General features: G+C 39.6%; 18 protein-coding genes. 4 read left to right on the forward strand and 14 right to left on the reverse strand.

Annotated elements, in window-relative coordinates; translation table 11 throughout:
* Window positions 1–285 precede the first annotated feature (285 nt).
* Both BUA78_RS04515 and BUA78_RS04520 read left to right on the forward strand, forming a co-directional pair.
* The gene (locus BUA78_RS04515; RefSeq protein WP_072911311.1) at window positions 286–1,845 is read left to right on the forward strand and encodes a sensor histidine kinase; all 1,560 of its coding nucleotides are present in this window, start codon (window positions 286–288) and stop codon (window positions 1,843–1,845) included.
* The gene (locus BUA78_RS04520; RefSeq protein WP_072911313.1) at window positions 1,820–3,181 is read left to right on the forward strand and encodes a sigma-54-dependent transcriptional regulator; all 1,362 of its coding nucleotides are present in this window, start codon (window positions 1,820–1,822) and stop codon (window positions 3,179–3,181) included. Before BUA78_RS04515 ends, BUA78_RS04520 begins: the two co-directional genes overlap by 26 nt.
* Before the next feature lie 244 nt (window positions 3,182–3,425).
* Here the strand turns inward: BUA78_RS04520 and BUA78_RS04525 are convergent, their stop codons facing one another.
* Complete coding sequence (locus BUA78_RS04525; RefSeq protein WP_207650481.1) at window positions 3,426–3,884, reverse strand: GNAT family N-acetyltransferase; 459 nt, start codon at window positions 3,882–3,884, stop codon at window positions 3,426–3,428.
* Window positions 3,885–4,229: 345 nt separating this feature from the next.
* Window positions 4,230–4,571, reverse strand: a complete 342-nt coding sequence (locus tag BUA78_RS04530; protein WP_072911316.1) for a winged helix-turn-helix transcriptional regulator — start codon at window positions 4,569–4,571, stop codon at window positions 4,230–4,232.
* Window positions 4,572–4,871: 300 nt separating this feature from the next.
* Here BUA78_RS04530 and BUA78_RS04535 point away from each other — a divergent pair, with 300 nt between their 5' ends.
* Entirely contained in the window at window positions 4,872–5,507 is a 636-nt protein-coding gene (locus BUA78_RS04535) for a flavodoxin family protein (RefSeq protein ID WP_072911317.1), read from the forward strand.
* A gap of 203 nt (window positions 5,508–5,710) precedes the next feature.
* Here BUA78_RS04535 and BUA78_RS04540 read toward each other — a convergent pair whose 3' ends face one another.
* The 11 genes from BUA78_RS04540 to BUA78_RS04600 form a co-directional block, all read right to left on the reverse strand.
* Complete coding sequence (locus tag BUA78_RS04540; RefSeq protein ID WP_072911319.1) at window positions 5,711–5,926, reverse strand: hypothetical protein; 216 nt, start codon at window positions 5,924–5,926, stop codon at window positions 5,711–5,713.
* A 115-nt stretch (window positions 5,927–6,041) separates the two neighbouring features.
* Complete coding sequence (locus tag BUA78_RS04545; RefSeq protein WP_084082305.1) at window positions 6,042–6,449, reverse strand: DUF5412 domain-containing protein; 408 nt, start codon at window positions 6,447–6,449, stop codon at window positions 6,042–6,044.
* Between the two features lie 4 nt (window positions 6,450–6,453).
* A complete protein-coding gene (locus BUA78_RS04550) occupies window positions 6,454–6,939 on the reverse strand; it encodes a hypothetical protein (RefSeq protein ID WP_139257243.1) in 486 nt (161 codons plus the stop codon).
* Between the two features lie 402 nt (window positions 6,940–7,341).
* A complete protein-coding gene (locus tag BUA78_RS04560) occupies window positions 7,342–7,845 on the reverse strand; it encodes a hypothetical protein (protein ID WP_139257245.1) in 504 nt (167 codons plus the stop codon).
* 202 nt (window positions 7,846–8,047) lie between these two features.
* Window positions 8,048–8,779: an AAA family ATPase gene (locus BUA78_RS04565; protein WP_072911325.1), complete on the reverse strand. Its 732-nt coding sequence runs from the start codon at window positions 8,777–8,779 to the stop codon at window positions 8,048–8,050.
* Between the two features lie 48 nt (window positions 8,780–8,827).
* Window positions 8,828–9,307: a hypothetical protein gene (locus BUA78_RS04570; protein ID WP_072911326.1), complete on the reverse strand. Its 480-nt coding sequence runs from the start codon at window positions 9,305–9,307 to the stop codon at window positions 8,828–8,830.
* A gap of 71 nt (window positions 9,308–9,378) precedes the next feature.
* The gene (locus tag BUA78_RS21015; protein WP_072911328.1) at window positions 9,379–9,693 is read right to left on the reverse strand and encodes a TIGR04104 family putative zinc finger protein; all 315 of its coding nucleotides are present in this window, start codon (window positions 9,691–9,693) and stop codon (window positions 9,379–9,381) included.
* A gap of 796 nt (window positions 9,694–10,489) precedes the next feature.
* Window positions 10,490–13,126 (reverse strand): PEP/pyruvate-binding domain-containing protein, encoded by a 2,637-nt coding sequence (locus tag BUA78_RS04585; protein ID WP_072911331.1) that lies wholly within the window; start codon window positions 13,124–13,126, stop codon window positions 10,490–10,492.
* Between the two features lie 27 nt (window positions 13,127–13,153).
* Window positions 13,154–13,786: a TetR/AcrR family transcriptional regulator gene (locus BUA78_RS04590; protein WP_072911332.1), complete on the reverse strand. Its 633-nt coding sequence runs from the start codon at window positions 13,784–13,786 to the stop codon at window positions 13,154–13,156.
* Window positions 13,787–14,068: 282 nt separating this feature from the next.
* A complete protein-coding gene (locus BUA78_RS04595) occupies window positions 14,069–16,678 on the reverse strand; it encodes a PEP/pyruvate-binding domain-containing protein (RefSeq protein WP_072911334.1) in 2,610 nt (869 codons plus the stop codon).
* A 19-nt stretch (window positions 16,679–16,697) separates the two neighbouring features.
* Window positions 16,698–17,306, reverse strand: a complete 609-nt coding sequence (locus tag BUA78_RS04600; RefSeq protein WP_072911335.1) for a TetR/AcrR family transcriptional regulator — start codon at window positions 17,304–17,306, stop codon at window positions 16,698–16,700.
* Between the two features lie 220 nt (window positions 17,307–17,526).
* Between BUA78_RS04600 and BUA78_RS20800 the strand changes: the two genes are divergently transcribed.
* Window positions 17,527–17,649, forward strand: coding sequence for a hypothetical protein (locus BUA78_RS20800; protein ID WP_274377374.1), 123 nt, complete (start codon window positions 17,527–17,529; stop codon window positions 17,647–17,649).
* Between the two features lie 156 nt (window positions 17,650–17,805).
* Here BUA78_RS20800 and BUA78_RS04605 read toward each other — a convergent pair whose 3' ends face one another.
* On the reverse strand, window positions 17,806–18,393 hold the full coding sequence (locus tag BUA78_RS04605; protein WP_084082307.1) for a CBO0543 family protein: 588 nt from the start codon (window positions 18,391–18,393) through the stop codon (window positions 17,806–17,808).
* Window positions 18,394–18,576 lie beyond the last annotated feature (183 nt).

Below are 18,576 nucleotides of genomic sequence, written 5' to 3' on the forward strand. Positions count from 1 at the left end.
AAGAGCACTTCCCTCCTTTGCTTGTGATATAATTCTTTATATAGCAAATTTCATGCCATCTGCTAAAGCCTTTAATTATCTACCTTGCTAGATAAAACAAAGAAGAATTGTAGCATATTGCACAACTCTTCTTTAGGAACTTATATGTAAAATTTTAGATTTATCCCCCTAATCAGGCTATTTTCTAGCATTATTTCCTTTTTAAAATTTTGTATCTTTTGCTACACCCACTTGTAGTATATAATTCAACATAAGCAAACTGACCGATTAGTTGGGGGTGATTGCTTGCAAAAAAAGAATATTTTAGGGCTGTTTCGCAAAAAAAGTTTAACCAATCAGATCGTTATTATCATTACAGCCATTATGCTTGTGCCACTGGTCGCCTTGGTCTACGATATCTTCTTTGCCTCTCGCACGGATGAAGTTTTCTTTCTGGATAAAGAACAACGGCTAAAATCCCTGGTTGAGAGTACCAATGATGAATTCACGAAAAGTCTCACTAAGCTGGACCTAGCCCCGACAGAAATCACACCCGACATGCTGCACAATTTGTTCACAAGAACTGTTGAACCTCTCCTGCCAGCCAATTCCGGCTTCCGCTTCGGCCTTTATATCCCTAACAACGAAAAAATTACCGTATTGGGTTTCGTACATAATTACCGCAACCTATCACCCGCCGAAGAAGCCAAGCGGCAAGAAGAAATATTTGCCAATACTAAAACCAGTCTATTAGCTACCGAAATAAGCAAAAAGCCCCTTTTTCGAATTACTGGTTCCTGGGATGACCAAGTAATGGAATACATTTCCCCGGTCGTTCTGCAAGGCAAATTAGTGGGCGTTATGTGGGCCGGTGAACGACTGAATCCCATTTTTTATCAAAGCAGTTATTTTAGAAAATTAGTGCGTTACTTTATTCTGGCAGTATTAGTGCTAGGCATTATCGGCACCTTGCTGGTGGTACGTAATATCACCACCAGCGTGGGACGCTTGAAATCAGAACTACAAAAGCTGGAAAACGATATTGACCACCGATTACCGGAAATCTCCGGAGAACTGGGGGAGATTGCTCAGGCTGTTAATAAAATGGCCGTAGGTCTTTCCCAAAAGGAAGCCTTGGAGCAGCAACTCCTTCGTTCGGAGCACCTGATTGCCTTAGGCCGCCTGGCTACCGGTGTAGCCCACGAACTACGCAACCCCATCGGTATCATTAAGACTCTGGTGGAGTTAATGAAGCAAGAATATTCTCAGGTCAGCGGCATTAACGAATTTACGGCGGCCCTAGACGAGCAGGTGGATCGCCAAAACTTGGTTATTCAAGAACTCTTGAACTTTGGCCGTCCCACCAAAGTAGCGATTAAAGAATGTTCCATTAACGACAACATTAAAGGGGTATTATCCTTCTCTGCTGCCATGTTACGCAAGCAAAAAATAACGGTACATTTGCGCTTGGCCGATTTCCTCCCGCCACTCCTGGCGGATGTTGAAAAGTTAAAGCAAGTCTTTGTCAATCTTATTATCAACGCCGTGGAAGCCATGCCTGACGGCGGCAGGCTGGTGATTGCCACCGCCTGTGAGAATCACAATCTAATTATTTCCTTCACCGATACGGGGATAGGCATGACACCGGAAGAAATGACACATATCTTCGATCCTTTTTACACTAGCAAACCACAGGGAACTGGTCTGGGGCTAGCCATCTCTTATCAGAACATCAAGCTGCACAACGGCAGCCTCGAAGTTAATAGTAGCCCACAGCAAGGGACCACCTTCACCATTAAAATTCCTATTGAACAAAACACTTCGGAAGGGGGCGACATGGTTGGTACCACGTATAGTAATCATTGATGATGAAGAAAGAATGTGTTGGGCCTTAGACCGCGCTTTAAGCCACGAAGGGTATCAGGTGGTAACCGCCACCAGAGGACTTCAGGGCATCACCTTAGTCCAAGAGGTAGAGCCTTCGCTCGTCATCCTAGACTTGAAAATGCCAGACCTCGACGGCATCGAGGTACTGCGTAGAATTAAAGAGATTAACAAAAATATACCCGTGGTCATGATTACTGCCCATGGCACCATTGAAACTGCCATCGAAGCAATGAAAATCGGTGCCAGCGATTACATCACCAAACCCTTTAAGCTGGAGGAACTAAAGGTACTGGTTAAACAGGCGTTACATTTACACCAGTTAGAGAATCAAGTGGATTTTTTAAGGCGGGAATTAAGCCAAAAGTATGGTAAGATGATTGGCCAAAGTGATTCCATGAAAGAAGTTGCCACCCTCATTCGTCAAGTGGCTAAAAGCAACACCACGGTCCTCATCACCGGCGAAAGTGGCACGGGTAAAGAGGTGGCCGCAGTGGAAATTCATAAAAATAGCCACCGGGCGGATAAAGCCTTTGTGGCAGTTAACTGTGCCGCGCTGCCGGAGCAGCTCCTGGAAAGTGAACTCTTTGGTCATGAGAAAGGTGCCTTTACCGGGGCTTTAAATCGGAAGAAGGGCCGTTTTGAGATGGCCGATAAGGGTACTATCTTTCTGGATGAAATTGCCGAAATGCCTATTAGTATGCAGGTAAAGCTGCTCCGGGTGTTGCAAGAAAAAACCTTCGAACGGCTAGGCAGTACCGAGACACTAGCCGTGGATGTGCGCATTGTGGCAGCTACTAATCAGGATTTATCGGCAGCCATCGCCAAAGGCACCTTCCGGGAGGACCTTTATTATCGGCTTAATGTGATGCGCATTAACCTGCCCCCTCTGAGAGGCCGTAAAGAGGACATCCCTCTATTGGTCAATCATTTTTTAGGTAAATTTGACCCTAGCTTCAGCAAAAAGATATCTTCCGAGGCCATGAAGGTGCTCTCCCGTTATCAGTGGCCAGGCAACATCCGGGAATTACAAAACGTCGTTGAGCGTTCCTTGATTGTCTGCCAGGGATCAGAGATTCAACCGGCTCACCTGCCAAAAGAAATGATCGAGGGTATACCGGACGCCCCCGGTCCCATCCTCAATCTGCCGGAGCATGGCCTTTCCCTGGATGAGCTAGAGAAATATTTAATCATTAAAGCGCTGGAAAAACATAATAATAACCAGACCCAGGCAGCCAAATACTTAGGTATTTCCCGTCCGACCTTGCTTTATCGCCTGCAAAAGCACGGTATTAAGGTGCCCTGGAAAGGGGATTGACCTGCCTATACCAAGACAGATTACCATGAAGTACCAAATTTAATGTATTGCTTCTATTACGGAAATAGTTAAACAATACTATAAACAAAGTACTAGCAAGCTTAGTTTGTCCTTTTTCTGAATCCTCCTGTTAGATGAAAGGAGATGACTATGATGACAAGTCGGGAAAAAGGTGCACGTCATCGCCGCAAAAGTGATAAATATAGCAAATCCCTAATTGCCATGACTCTGTTTTCACTGGCCGTTATCTTCTTTTCCCTGACAAAGATTTAGACATAAATACGCGTCTATAACCGTCTTCTATTCGGCGATCCACTTCAATAAATCCTAGTTTGGCATAGAATACCAGGTTTTCAACCATTAACTCATTCGTGTATAGGCGAATTTCCGGTAGACACCTTTCTTTAGCAAACGCAAGAGAAAATTCAATTAGTTTACGCCCAATCCCCTGTCCTTGGAAATTGGGATGAACAGCCACATTTTCAATCAACAAGTGGTCTTCTTCCGGAATCAGTACAATCAGGCCCTTTAATTCATCCATATCTGTGATTACATAGACAAGATTTTTCGAAATGAGCTCTTGATAGTCTGACAACATCGGAGCGGGCTTTTTCCCCATTCTCTCTATGTACACACTGTAGGCCGCTTCCACACATTCAGAAATAGCCTGCTGGTGGTGCTGTTCAGCGATTCGAATGTCCACAATATCTACCTCCATGACCTAGTCGTAATTTTAATCCAGTAAATTTGACGAAACAATTGGCATCCCTAAGAGAACGGTTGTACGAACCGGCATCTGCTTGTGCTTCATGACCGAAGTCAGTTGGTTGGACTCTTGTGCAAACGCCAACTCCACTTGTTTGCGAGAGTTCACCATGCGCTCTTGCAAAGCTCTACCTTGTGGGACGGGACTGTGGAAAATGGTTAATATGGTTGTAGAAGTACTTCTATTCTACCATTTTTCGCTTCGGTGCATTTTTATTTTTCATTCAATTTTATGCGCTTTTTAAACAGGCTCTTTAGGTGTAATAAACGTTACGGCCAATCTTTATTTTGATTGTATTTCAAGTTGCTTTTCATACTTGAGTGCCCATTTCTTGAGTAAATTTAACGAGGGGAAAATTTCTTTACCCATTTCTGTAAGTTCAAACTCGACCTTGGGCGGAACCTCAGGATAGGTAGTCTTAAATATCAAGCCATCCCCTTCTAATTCCTTTAGTTTTTCGTTTAATACTTTTTGGCTAACACCACAGGTCATTCTTTGTAGTTCAAGAAACCGTTTTGGTCCATTATTTAAACGGCAAAGAATAATAGCTTTCCATTTTCCACGAATCAATTCCATGGCTAGGTCTAAATGACATACATATTTTTTATCTTTATAATAGATCATACATACTCACCCACTATATAGAAATAACAATCACTTACACATACCAGGCTACGTGTGAACTATCCACCACTTAGCCTACCGGCGCTTCCCGAATCATCGACCACTGCCTAACTCTTAAGAAGCCAGGACTTACACAATCTCAAACAGGCGTAACTTCGGGTGGTCCCCACCCTACAGGATTAATCTTACCTTTGGGTAAGTTAACTTACCTAAAGGTACATACTTGCCCTCCCTTTAGTAATCAATTATACTCCAATCAAAAGAATAATAATTATTTATTTCATTGAGGGGGAATTCTACATGAAAGTTGTAGCATTTAATGGCAGCCCAAACAAAGAAGGAAATACTTACCATGGGCTTAAACTGGTAACCGCTGAACTTGAGAAGGAAGGTATTGAAACAGAAATTATCCATGTGGGAAACAAAGCCATTAGAGGCTGTCTGGCCTGTGGTCAGTGTGCCAAAAATCAAAGTGAAACCTGCAGTATTTCTAATGACCAGGTTAATGAGTGGATTCAAAAAATGAAGGCAGCAGATGGCATCCTTTTAGGCTCACCTGTACATTATTCGGCCATAGCTGGTACTATGAAATCATTTTTAGATAGGGCTTTTTATGTTACGGGTGTTAACAATGGTATGTTACGGCACAAAGTAGGTGCATCTGTTGTTGCTGTAAGACGTTCTGGTGGACTCCCAACCTTTAATCAACTGAATAATTATCTTAATTATTCCGAAATGCTGATCCCAACCTCAAATTATTGGAATGTCATTCATGGGACTACACCCGGGGAAGCCTTGCAGGATGAAGAGGGCGTACAAATCATGAGGATACTTGGCAAAAATATGGCCTGGCTTTTGAAATTAGTTCAAAATGGCAAAGAAACAATTAAAGCACCCGAAAAAGAAGCTAAAACAAAAATGAATTTTATTCGCTAAGTACTCAACTACTAGTATGCATTTACTAAGCCAATCAAAAAACGTATTTATTAGACGTAACTACTATTTTAAATAGTTATCGTTAGTTAAAGGGGGGGCCCATAGAAAGGGTATCTCCCCTTCTTCTTTATTTTAAAGGGACCTCTTTGATAAATTACTTAATCCCCCAAGAACTTTTAAAACTAAGCCTTTTTACTTACATCCTATTTATCAATTTCCTTATAGGAGGTAAGCTCTATCTGTAGGTAGGGTGTCGTCTTTAATTTAACAAAAAATACTTTTTCAGTACGCTTTTGAATTTCATCCGTGAGGACTTGAAGGTCATTAACTAGTTGCTCTTTAGAATATAGTTGATTACTTCGTAAATTGGTAAACAAACTTCTCTTGTTAATTTTGATTAATCTCGTTGTATTTAACATCAAATCCTCTCCTTAACCCTTCTCAAGCTACATACAGGAATAATACTATTTATATTCTAAATAATTTCACTGAGCCTATCAACCCAGATATGACTTTGAGTCCTTTATCCACACTTTAATCTCTTCTATAATCAAATGTCTCGTAAGGTACCTCCAGTTTATGGCCATTAATAATTATCGTATCATTATCAAGCCAATTTAGGTTAGCATAATCTTCTCGGTGATTAAAATAAATGTACTTTGGCTTTCTTCTTTCCTGGTTAAAGGATAACTCTCCTAATACTGCGTAAGCCGTCGTAGCTCCGCCATTAATTAAATATACTTTCACTGTATAGATCCCATCCGGTGATGTACTCTCTGTCAGTACTTTTTCCTTTGGTAGATGGCTCATATCAAAATAAACCCAATAAATTCCGTAGGGGATAAAAACTATCAGGAAGAGCGGGAATAGAGCCAGTACAATCAAGGCCTTCTTTTTTGCTTTTTGAATGTCTTGCTCCGTATCGATGTTAATTTTATTCATTAGATTAAGAGAAGCTCCGTACCCCATCTTCTTCAACGGTTACTTTTAGAGTAAAGTAGTGCTCCGACCCTTGAGAATTGACGGCCTTTACCTTCACGCGATCCACCCGCTCTCCCTCTTTCTCAACGGTAAATAAGTGAGTCCCCCTGAAACTGAAATCTTCTGGAACAGTTTTCCCGATAACGCTCAGGGATTCAGTTGGATTACTTCCCTTGGGAAAAACTACGGCTACGTATAAAGGGGTTAGCCCATTTTTTATAATTTCCGCATCTTTACTCGCCCCACTGTATGTGTTCAAAGCTACTAAGAGTTCCGGCAAGCCGTCATTGTCAATATCAACCAGGCATTTATCTATTACTTCTGTTGCGGGGAATTTTTGGTGAAAATATTTAGCAAGAATATCCTCCGTTTCTCTTTCAATACTTTCCTTCCCCTGCGTCGCGGGATCGGTGCTGTGTGCTGACTGATCTTGGTTGGCTTCCCTTTCCATACCTACCTTCTCCTGCGGGGTTTTTGAGGTGGAGCACCCCACAACGAATAAAGATACAAATAAAAACGCAAAAAAGATAGCTGTTATCTGCCTTTGAATAGTCAATATTTTAATCTCCTTTATTTATCATGAAAAATAATCTCATTCGCCCTGTGTATGACATTAACCCTCACATAAATGTTATAGGTTACTATTAAATTATGGGCATACCCGCCCCTTCCAGAGGACTTACGGCTAGGGTCTATGAAATCTGTTCTAGAAGGTATGCCATTATTCATCAGCTTGCCTCTAATACTAAAGTATTTCTGCATATCCTGTGTCGAAAATATAAGTTCCCATCTCCTATTATAAAAGAAATTCAATACCTTCCTCAGCATTTCCTCTCCCCTAGTCCTTAGAAAATTAGCTCTGTTCAATAAGCTTAATTTCCGGACCTGTCATACTCCCACCCTCAATTTTGCTTTGGTTCTTATCTATATAGAAGTTAAAATGCAGGTATTTTTCCTGTTTTGGCTGCAACGTAAATATATTTTGGTTTTGGTCATTTTTTAGAACCAAATCCTCAGCAAAGTATTCCTTGTCAATTAGTTTTACAGATACTTTTAGCTCTTCCTGACTGTGATTCGTTACATTTATCGTTCCTGATATCTTCTGTTTTTGTTCTTCTGGATCAACATCACAGCTACTATTTCTGGGATGATACTCAACCGCCCTTATACCATCTTGAAAGGAATAGTACATATTTTTTGCGTGTTCTGTGACCGCAGGCACAATGAATAAAAGAAAAGCCAAAAATATCCATATCATTTTCTTGACTAGATAGGGGTAACTCTCTTTTAGATACTTTGTGCTCCCTCGCCAACCAATAAAAACAAAGGTAAGTGCATAGAAAAATGCATAATGCAACCCCATTTTCTCTTCATCATTGTGCCAAGCCTTCAATCCTAATTGGTTAAGTAGATAATCACCTAAGCAAAAGCCATTAGACGTAATTGAAGAAAAAACAATCCAAATATCATCAGTAAAAAGAACGCCATGCCAATCATTTTATTTTTCATTTACCTAAACCGTCCTTACTCACTGTCCCATGTCCTTATATAAAATACTCTCAGCTTAGCAATTTATTGAGAAATATTTCAGGATTGTTTAAGAAATCCCTGGTTAGTTGATAGTGCTCTGTTTCCTGATAAATCGTTTGCTCCAGACCTCTTTCATTGAAGCAATAGATACTGCTGCCGGGATATGCCAATAAAATGGGGGAATGCGTGGCTATGATAAACTGTGCTCTTCCTGTACTTTCTAACTCCCAAATGATTCTTAAAAATGCTAATTGTCGCTGAGGAGATAGGGCGGCTTCTGGTTCATCCAGCAGATAAATCCCCTTCCCTTGAAAGCGATTCTGGAATAAGGATAGAAAGGATTCGCCATGAGATTGGTGATGAAGGGATTCCCCACCATAAGGAGAGTACACAATACCACCACACTCTTCTGCCAAATCATCCAAATAGTTTGCAAAATCAAAAAAACTCTCCGCCCTCAGAAAGAAACCATTTACTACTTTGGGAAACCAAGATAGGGTTATGATGTCTGATAGAGAAAAATCCCCGCGATGATCTTTCAACAGGGGTCCTCTTCCTCCACTAATCGTTGAAAAATCACACTTATAGGCAAGGGCTTCAAGTAGGGTTGATTTGCCAGTTCCGTTTTCCCCCACAAAAAAAACCACATTTCGATCCAAGTTTATGCTTTGTCTTTCCTTTAACGCAGGAATGTTAAAGGGGTATCTCTCTTTGTCCTTGACTTTACTCCAGTCAAAACGAACCTCTTTTAAAAATGCCATTATTTTAATCCTTTCCAGGTAGCTTCTTAAACGTCGTATCTAAAGAAACTATATCTTTCTTCTAAAATCAAATCTCTCGTTAGGAACACACATAGTATCTTTAAATTCTTTATCTATAACATTGATTAATAAATAACCAAATATAATCCCGCTAAGAGATTGGGGAAACATCGAATACATTAGCATACTATTAACAAACGTTTGGGGCATATATGATACAATTGGAGAAAAATATATCGCTGGAAATATAGCTAAGTAGAGTGTTGGCAACCCAATTGCAATGAACTTTATCCAGTCAAAGAACCACACACCCTGCTTTTTTAAGACCTTAAAAAACCGCGGTAGAGCAAGAAGAATTCCTATAAAAATTGGAAATAGTGATAAAAAAACCATTTCCGGATAAGCATGATAAGTTTCTAACTTTATTTTCTCTAAATATTTTTGATATTCAGTACCCTTAAATACTATGTAACCTATACTTATTATATAGGCAAAATAACTTAAGAAACGAATTATGGGATTCTTCATTATAATCACTTCTTTTCTGGCAGAATCCTGTTTCCACGAAAGAACTTCAATGCTTCCTCATACCTGAGCATTCAATTCTTATTTTCCGGTAGGTTTTTAGAAGGACATTCCTTTAGTGTAGCAATAAAAGGAATTATTAAAAAGGAAGCAAAAAGTAATCCAAATAGTATTAACCATAGTATACACTCACTTAGCTCGGAATTTTTTCGCAAATCCCTAACAAACCAAAAAGCAAAGAATCCCATACCAACTGACCTTGAGTATATAGCAATTTTATAATTGGTTTTACAATTGGGACATTCAATTGGGCTATAGCAACTTAAGATAGATTTGAGAATTTTTCCATATGTAAATTGATAAGAACATTTGCATTTCTCAAGCATCATAAATGATCACCTTCTTTGTTGAAGTGATTAATAAATCACTTCCGATGCTACTTTTCCAAACAATTTTCACTATACAAATTTTTTAACTAATTGGCTAAATTGCCTATAATAACATTCCAATGTTTTTTCACTCTCAAATAGGAAATTCAAATCAAACATTGTAACCTCTCCCCAATTTCTACCCTTTATTTACTATACAACATTGAGTATTCCTTCAAATCGTTAGATTAATTTTTTAAATAAATAAATTGCAAGTTATTTTAAAACTTCTAACTGACAATTACGTCTAAATTGATATAAATTAATAGTACTTTCTGAGTATACTCAGGGCTATTATCAAGTCTGGCAATCTGCCATAGTTTCGAGGTGGAAAACCTGTTGAAAAAATTTTTTAATCTAATCGCCCTAATCGCCGATCTATTTCCACTAACATTTGTTGAAATACTGTATCTTCCTTTTAGCTACAAATATTGGCGACTACTAAAAGAATTAAATACCGAAAACTGGTTTAAAGAGTTATATGAAGACCAGAAGTATCAAGGCATTATCCTTCATAACATGAAGCTGAAAACATTTCTTCTTACTCGTAGTAACTTTGAAAAGGTTAAAACTGACAATAGATACAGAGAGAAGCTAATTAGAATTATCAAGAATAATGAATTGATCTAATGGCTTCCACCAAACAATAACGCCCTGCAATTTAGCAAGACGTTATCTTCTTCCCAGATTCAAGGGGAGTATGCTTATCTAGGGTCCATGGTCATATATTTTCGGTTAACGACTAGTCTACAATAACTTAAAGATATATTTTCCCCGCATCACCATCAACCGTGATTAATTGACTCCCTTTTAGTATCTTCATTACACCCGGAATGTTAACGACCGCTGGAATACCATACTCCCTCGCCACAATGGAGCCGTGAGACAAAAACCCTCCTGTTTCCATAACGATGGCAGAAGCTTTCAAAAATAGCGGGGTCCAGCCTGGGTCCGTTGACGGGGCCACCAGCACGTCTCCGACCAGCAGTTTTTCCCCTTCATTAGGATGAAAAATTAATTTAGCTTCGCCAGAGGCCTTGCCTGCTGCCACACCCAAACCTGTAAGTTCTTTTTCTGAGTTATATGTGACGGTTTCGACAAATTGAGGACTCTCACCAATAATCAAGTCTGGAGGTAACAGTAATTCCATTTCGTTTCTTTTAGCCTGCCGCTCAGTCACTATGATTGCTAAATTCCTGCCGTCCCAAGCCCCTTGTAGAATTGAAATAACTTCATTCAAAGTACAGTGGAATATATCGGACGGTTCTGAAAGAATTTTTCTATCCGCCAACCGCCGGCCAATCTCCTGGAATATTATCCGTTCAGACTCAAATATATGTGCCAGTACAAATTTTGCCATTTCCCGAAGTCCAGCGGCCTGCAATGCCTTGTTTACTAAGTTTTTTACCAATATTCGTTGGTGTAATGGAAGCCTTTGTCGTACTTCCTGCCAAGCTTCATCCGCTCTTGCTTGTTGCTTTTTCTTTACTTTGTGAAGATCGGCCGTTTCCATTGTGCTCTTGATGATATTTAAGAGGTAAGACGGGTCTTCCCGCCAACGTGGGTTGATGATATCCATTTCGTAAACTCCCCGGTGCCCATATTCTGCTAGGAAGTTCCGTAGGGATTGCTTAAAAACTGACTCCTCCGGCAGCTCTCTTTCCCACAGAAGAGGCTCAAAGGTTTGGCTGGAGAAAAATCGCCGGGCGGCAATATCCTCACGGGCAATTTCAGCCAGTTCTATTAGGCGGTAGCCGTGTTGGGCACTGGTTATATCCCCGCCCCCTGCCATCAAGGCATTTGCCACCGCTTTACCTTTTCCAGGAAAATATTTTCCCAGTATTTTTTCCGGCGGATACACTGGGGCAGAAGAACAAAACATAAAGACTGGAACAAATTCTATAAATAAATTTTCAATATCAGAATGTTTTTTTAGTAAATCTTTTTCTGTTAAGCAGGTAAGATCTTCTTTTAACAAAGTCTCTGCAAAATCTTTAATTCTATCAAAGGACTTTGTCGCACTCTTCCTAATTTTTTGTCCAACAAACATGGCTTTTAATAAATACTTTAGCCTTTTAGATTCCTTTATGCCAAAAAATGATTTCTTTTCATTAATGTCTATTTCCGGCTGGTGTCCTCCATATGCTTGATTAACTAACTTTGGAGGAAAACCAAAGGAATCATATATTTGCCACTGCTGGATAGATAGGTTAAAATACGCCCGTCCCTGGTATAATCTAACATGTTGTATGCCGGATGGAATTGGATACCCTATTGCTTTTAAGGGTGCATCAAGTAACATGTTCAGGCTTTTTTTCGTTACACTCCAGTTAAGCGTCGACTGCACCATCGGAATTCCATCCCTGAAATTGGCATTTGACCATATATCCGGCTGATTTTTGATTCCTTCAAAGGTATATCTAGGCAGCACCGTTACCGGTCGAGCCTGTACTAAAATAAATTCCTTGCCGTCAAAAACCCATTCAATATCCTGGTGCTGTTCCCCATCTCCCAGCACTTCGTAGACCCTTTGGAGCAGCAAACCCAGTTTACCTATCATTTCATCCGTTAAAACTTGTCCTGCCGACGCTCCGGCGGAATCAACAAATTCCGTCCCACCGGTTTTTTTGGCCATGGTTTTCCCCTGTTTACGACCGATTCTTTTTTTTATTCCAATCATAGGGTCTAAAATGTACTCGTCCGGCTCGACAGCTCCGCTTACTACACTTTCGCCCAAGCCAAAGTTGGCATTGATAACCAAAACATCTTCCCGGCCAGTCCTCGGATCACAGGTGAAGCCAACCCCTGCCGCCATCGCCTCGACCATCTCCATAATGACAACAGCGGGAATCACTTCATCATCTCTAATATTCATTTTCCTCCGGTAGGCAACAGCTCGAGGTGTCCATAAAGAGGCATAACAATCTTTAATAGCGGACAAGACGTTCTCTATTCCTTGGACATTTAAAAAAGATTCGTGTATCCCTGCAAAGGTCGCTCCAGAAGTATCCTCGGCAGTGGCCGAAGACCGGACGGCCAGTGGTTTTTCAAATATGCCCATGTTTTTTAATTTACAGATTAGTTCTTCCTGAATAGGCGGCAAAATACGGCCAACTTTGATTTTCTCCCTAAGCAGGAAAAGTTTTTCCTCAGTCTCTTTTTCTAAAACATTTGCTATCGTTACATCTCGGGAAATAGTCTCTAGTACCTCAGACAAGTTATTCCCTTGAATAAAACGGTGGTATGCTTCTGCCGAAACAACCCCTCCCTGGGGAATCGTAAACCCATACCGCGCAAGCCGCCCTAAGTTCCACCCCTTCCCCCCGGCTCCCCCCGCCCCAGCGTTAAAGGCCTCGCTCCAACTGAAAAAGAACGATCCGCAACTCTTTTCCATGTGCACCCTCCCCCCAGGCAACAAATTTTATTCTTTCATTGGCGTTACTCCGCCGGCACTTTTTGCCCCATTTAGAAAAATGTCCACATTCATTTCGATGGCCTCATATATTGAAAAACATTCCGGTTTAGTGACCCAGCCAATTGCTGTGAAGCTGCTAATTGTTTCCAAGTTGCCGACAAGAATCTTGCTCGGCACATCCTGACGAATTTCTCCTGTCTTTTTTCCCAACTCTATAATCTGTTCTAGGACACCGCTGAAGCCGCTTCTTATGCTTTGGTCCCTTATAGAATGAACTACTGTTTGCATTCGATAAATAAAGTATTTTTCATAAATGTCACTGTTCAGCTTAATATGCATCCATTCCATTGACTTATAGAGTACTGTGATTAAACGTGACCGAGTATCCGGCAATTGTCGTATTTGCCCGAGTACTTCAGGTCCTTGTTCCTGAATCATTCTTTGAACATGTTCACATACAATGGCTTCTTTTACTGGAAAGTGGTTATAAATGGTCCCTTTGGCAATGTCGGCTGCTTCCGCTATTTGCTCCACCGTAGTTTGTTCGAAGCCCTGCTTGTTAAATAAATCCATAGCACAGGTAATAATCCTTTTCCGGGTTTCCTCTTTTCTTCTTTCAGTTCTACTGATTGTTTTCATAACGCACCTCTATACTCAGTATATTATTGAACTCAGTACAATATTATCTTGAGTACATCTTATATCTTATATTGATCCGGTGCAATATTGTTTTGGGGAATATCGGTAAAATTGTTTAGAAAAACCTAGCTCTGCATAACCTTAAAGTCGGGCGGAAGCCCATTATGCAAAAAATAAAAAGCGCAAGATAATATCCTACGCTTCATTCTCCAATACTGTCTCTTTAACTTACCCGCCAGAAGTCCCCTTCCTGAACACCCGTAAAGGTGGGGGTGAGTGAGTTCACAGTAAGGACACAGTCCCATTATTTCCATTAACTTCAACAACTTGCCCATCCGTCAAAGACTCGGTAACATTTGCCACACCTAGTACTGCCGGTATACCGTACTCCCTAGCAACGATGGCCCCATGACTTAACAAGCCACCATAATTAGTAACTACTGCACTAGCTATGGCGAAAAGAGGTGTCCATGCCGGGTCAGTATTATTGGCTATTAGAACGTCGCCTGCTTTGAACTGTGCAAAATCAGCTAAAGAACGGATTACCTTAACAGAACCACTGGCAATTCCAGGGCTGCCTCCTATTCCTTTTAGAATTGCAACGTCATGGTTGTATTTATTTGAATCATTTTTTATCTGGGGCCACCCTTTAAATAAAGCGGGCAAGGCATCTATATCTATTTTTTTGAGTGATTTTCGAAGTGCGATGAGTTGATCTGCGTTTTTAATATCCAATTCGCCGTTAACTATCCTTCCGACTTCGTCGATAGATAGATAATAAATGTCTCGTTCATTTTTAAGCTTGCCCTCTTCTTGTAACCGGTGAGCTAACTCATTGGTTGCTTTCTTAATTAATGAAAAAGGCATCGTGATATAGTAATGGCGGTTATCCCGCAAAAGCATATATGTTTGTGTAGGCTGTAAAACTTTATTAAAAATATATCTCTTGATAAAGGACAGTTTAGAATGAACATATTTTCCCGTAATCTCCCGTTCATTTCTTTTCTCCGTCCCTCTTGTTAGCGGATCAATATTATCATTAGTGCTTAGAAATCCTCTTACCAGGGAAAAAACTATATCGGGATTTTCCCACCAAAAATCTTTCGCAATATCCATATTCGTATTTAAGTGACCATGCTTTTTAAGTAAGGTATTTAGTTCAGAAATGAAATGTCGTCCATTTTCAAAGTGGTCTGCTTGATTAAGAAAAGATTTAGTTGAATTGGTGATAAATAAGGTGAGCAACTGAGGTGAATTCCTGAGAGTTTGAGACAACCGCCAGACATCATCGTTAGTTTCTACGGTAAGATTGTTCGGCAGTCCCGAAACTAATTTTGCACTAAGGGATAGGTCATCATTCATCCATTTAACCATAATTTTAGATAGTATCGTATAATAATTATCTGCAACCAAACCACTAACCAATTGATGCTGAAAATAAGATCTGCCTAGCTCCCGGCAAGTTAAAATGTATTGATACAATTCAATATTATTAAACTGCTTAAGTTTGCTTGCTTCGAGTCTTCTGATTTCTTGCAGATATCCAGGTAATGATTTGTTAAAAGCTTTGTCTAACATAGCATTTAATTTTTTTACTTTAAAAAACATATTTAACGCTCGTATTATATCTTGGATTTTATTGTGTCTTGGTCTAAACCTTTTTTCTTCATCTGTTGTTAAGATTGCATCCATAGCTAAGGATGGGTAAAATTCCTTCATAATCGTAAAATTCTGATATAAATAACCATGTATCCAAGCATAAAATTTATAATCGGCAGGTAATTTTCTTCCTAAAAATATCTCACATAAATACCGTAATCCTTCACTTTGACAAGGTTCGAGAATTGACCACCCCAGAACTGACATGGGCTGATGATACCGTTCCCGAACCCATTGCATGTTAGTCCATTCCAGAGCGGGATCAAAATTAAAGTAATGTAAATCCTCTGCTTTCTCCAGCGGGAGCTGCCTATTTAATGTGGTAATTGGCCGTGACTGGAGAATATAGAACCGATTGTCTGACAACGCCCATTCAATATCCTGTGGATAGCCAAAGTGTTCTTCGATATCACATACATTTTTCGTCAACTCCATAATCTGTTCATCGCTAAGTGAAGAAGCATTTTTCATGGTATCAGGGGGCCGTAAACTTGTTGCCAAGCTGGCTTTTGAGGAAATCATTATATTTTCTTTTTCTGCTATTTCTTGATGCAAGATTTTCCTATTTGTTTTATCCACGATAAATCGGTCTGGATTGATCTGTCCAGAAACGATTTCCTCTCCCAAGCCCCAAGCAGATTCAATAACTAATTGTTTGCTATCCAAGGTTAGTGGATTAACACTAAAGGCGACTCCCGCTGCCTCAGCCGACACCATTTGTTGAACTACTATAGCAAGAAAAACCTTGTTATGGTCAAATTCGTTATTTATACGGTAATGAATTGCCCGTTCTGTCCAGAGTGAAGCCCAGCATTTTTTTATACTTTCCAAAAGACCCTCTTCATTTACATTAAGATAAGATGCTTGTTGACCTGCAAAGGAGGATTCCGGCAAATCTTCTGCTGTAGCTGAGGAACGTACAGCCACGAGTTTATCAAATCCAAATGAATTGAATGCGTTAAGAATAGCCGTACTCAACTCCTCAGGTATTTTCTCTGAGTGAATTTTCCCTACTATCTCCCTAGACTTTAGAGCCACCTTGTCCCGGGTTACCGGGATTTCACCAATATCAATCTTCTCCATAAACTTACGATATGCTTCCACAGTGATGCAAAAACCCATGGGGACAGGAAAACCGGCACGAGCCATATCCCCAAGATTTGCTCCCTTTCCCCCAACGATAGCTACATCTTTGGCATTCACTTCGTTAAAGCTTTTGATAAATTCACTCACAGCCGCCCCCTCCTCCTATTTAAACTTCAAGATTTAGCCCCAACCCCTGTACACTATAATTAAATAAAAAGTTCGTTAGCTCTTCTTCTTGATAGTCCAGCTTATAAACAAATATGTGCCCTACAGCATAAGAAACGGAATAAATAAAAGTTGATGCAGCTAATTCTGTATTCTGTGCCTTTAACTGTCCGCTTTTGACAGCTTCATCAAAATATTCTTTAAAGTAGGTTATCATCTCTTTTAAATGATCGTTTCTGTTCTCCCTTAATTGATGGCGGTTGGTGAGAAAAAAGTTAATTTCATAAACGTTTGATGATGCTAGTGCATGGACTTGCCCTCTAATATATTCAAAAATTATGTTTCTTAAATCAGTTTCTTCTTCTAACATCTCAGCCAGTGACATTAAATATTTACTCTGAATGCTATTGTAGACTGCGTCGAAAATGCTTTTCTTATTTGGAAAATAAAAGTATATGGAACCTACTGAAACGCCTGCTTCACTGCAAATGTTTTGTATAGATGTATTTTGAAATCCTTTTTCAGAAAACAATCTTAGTGCAACGTCAAGAATATGTTTGTATTTGGCATCTTTTATTTCCTGAATATGTTTGGGTGTTCTATAGGGCATACTATAACCTCCATAAAAAATGAAGTATAGAATATATATTCTATACTTCATTTTAATTACTGCTATGCTTCCTGTCAATAAATTCCGACAGGAAAAAGAATCACCCGCCGAATTTGATTTAGAGGGCAATTTAGCAAAAGATTAGCAATCTGCCAAGGAGGCTAGGGCATAAGCTGGGATATTTTAGCTAAAAATGTTTATTAGTAAGCCGAGGGTGATAATGCTTGAGAACGTCGAAGAGTTTAAGACGTGGGGGCCAGAATGGCGGACAGGGGATGGTGACAGGCAAAAGCAAGTTATTGAGGCACACTCTGCACCTGCTATGGTAAGGCTGATTATCTAGGTTTGGTACAGGGTTGCTCCAAGTGTTATTATCTTCAGGGTATTCCCCCCTCAACGAATATCTTCTGTTTAAAGGGGGGTAAACTTGCGGCAAATTTTATACTTAACTGTTTAGAGTACTTGGTTGTTTAAGCTTATAATAATGTACTTTACTTGATTACTTTTTTAGCCCTACGTAGTAGCCACCTAAGAAAACTGTGACAATTAATACAAAATGCAATATAAAAAAGCCCCCATTTCCGTATTTAAACGCTTCCTGTGAGATGGGTTTCCTTAGGTGACAAGGAACAATCAATCCGCCTACATAATCAAATAGAAGCAAGAAAATCCACCACCATGTATATGAGTCCCAAAAATCCCATTCATAATTGTAGCTGATTAAGTTTGTAAGGTTGTGTGCTAATGTTTCCGAAACCATACCAAGGTGAACAATTACCCAGTAAAAAGGTATTTTATAGGCCCATGAGCGGGGGCTATAATAAATTCCCAAAATCACAAAGAATGGAAACATGGTTAATATGGTTTCAAATGGCATAATGGATATTTGTGGGAACAACCTAAAAGGGAAGGAGTAAAAGGTTAATTTTACAAAAATATAGCATAAAATATTTCCTACAATCCCTGAAAGTAAATATACTATGCCATAACTCTTCCAATCTTTACGAAGTATAAAGTAACTTCCAATTAAAGAGAGAGTAATTGCTGTTATTGTTAGATACAGTTCAATGTTGTTATGTAAATACAATAATGTTCACCTAGTTATAAAAATAATTTTACCGTGTATTATATCCAGATAATTTAAGATTATTTTAGTGAACATTACATTTAATGGACGTACTTTCTAAATTGGAGATATGCAAAATGGCTTTACAGGAGAGCAAAAAATTATCAATCTGACATGGCTTGTTAGATAAGTTTATCTTTATAT

Source organism: Desulforamulus aeronauticus DSM 10349 (assembly GCF_900142375.1).
Taxonomy (GTDB): domain Bacteria; phylum Bacillota; class Desulfotomaculia; order Desulfotomaculales; family Desulfotomaculaceae; genus Desulfotomaculum; species Desulfotomaculum aeronauticum.

Bases quoted from the DNA above. Each gene is read 5' to 3' on its own strand.
- BUA78_RS04530 (WP_072911316.1), bottom strand. From the start codon at position 4,571: ATGATCTATTATAAAGATAAAAAATATGTATGTCATTTAGACCTAGCC.
- BUA78_RS04535 (WP_072911317.1), top strand. From the start codon at position 4,872: ATGAAAGTTGTAGCATTTAATGGCAGCCCAAACAAAGAAGGAAATACT.
- BUA78_RS04540 (WP_072911319.1), bottom strand. From the start codon at position 5,926: ATGTTAAATACAACGAGATTAATCAAAATTAACAAGAGAAGTTTGTTT.
- BUA78_RS04545 (WP_084082305.1), bottom strand. From the start codon at position 6,449: ATGAATAAAATTAACATCGATACGGAGCAAGACATTCAAAAAGCAAAA.
- BUA78_RS04550 (WP_139257243.1), bottom strand. From the start codon at position 6,939: ATGGAAAGGGAAGCCAACCAAGATCAGTCAGCACACAGCACCGATCCC.
- BUA78_RS04565 (WP_072911325.1), bottom strand. From the start codon at position 8,779: ATGGCATTTTTAAAAGAGGTTCGTTTTGACTGGAGTAAAGTCAAGGAC.
- BUA78_RS04570 (WP_072911326.1), bottom strand. From the start codon at position 9,307: ATGAAGAATCCCATAATTCGTTTCTTAAGTTATTTTGCCTATATAATA.
- BUA78_RS21015 (WP_072911328.1), bottom strand. From the start codon at position 9,693: ATGATGCTTGAGAAATGCAAATGTTCTTATCAATTTACATATGGAAAA.
- BUA78_RS04585 (WP_072911331.1), bottom strand. From the start codon at position 13,126: ATGGAAAAGAGTTGCGGATCGTTCTTTTTCAGTTGGAGCGAGGCCTTT.
- BUA78_RS04590 (WP_072911332.1), bottom strand. From the start codon at position 13,786: ATGAAAACAATCAGTAGAACTGAAAGAAGAAAAGAGGAAACCCGGAAA.
- BUA78_RS04600 (WP_072911335.1), bottom strand. From the start codon at position 17,306: ATGCCCTATAGAACACCCAAACATATTCAGGAAATAAAAGATGCCAAA.
- BUA78_RS20800 (WP_274377374.1), top strand. From the start codon at position 17,527: ATGCTTGAGAACGTCGAAGAGTTTAAGACGTGGGGGCCAGAATGGCGG.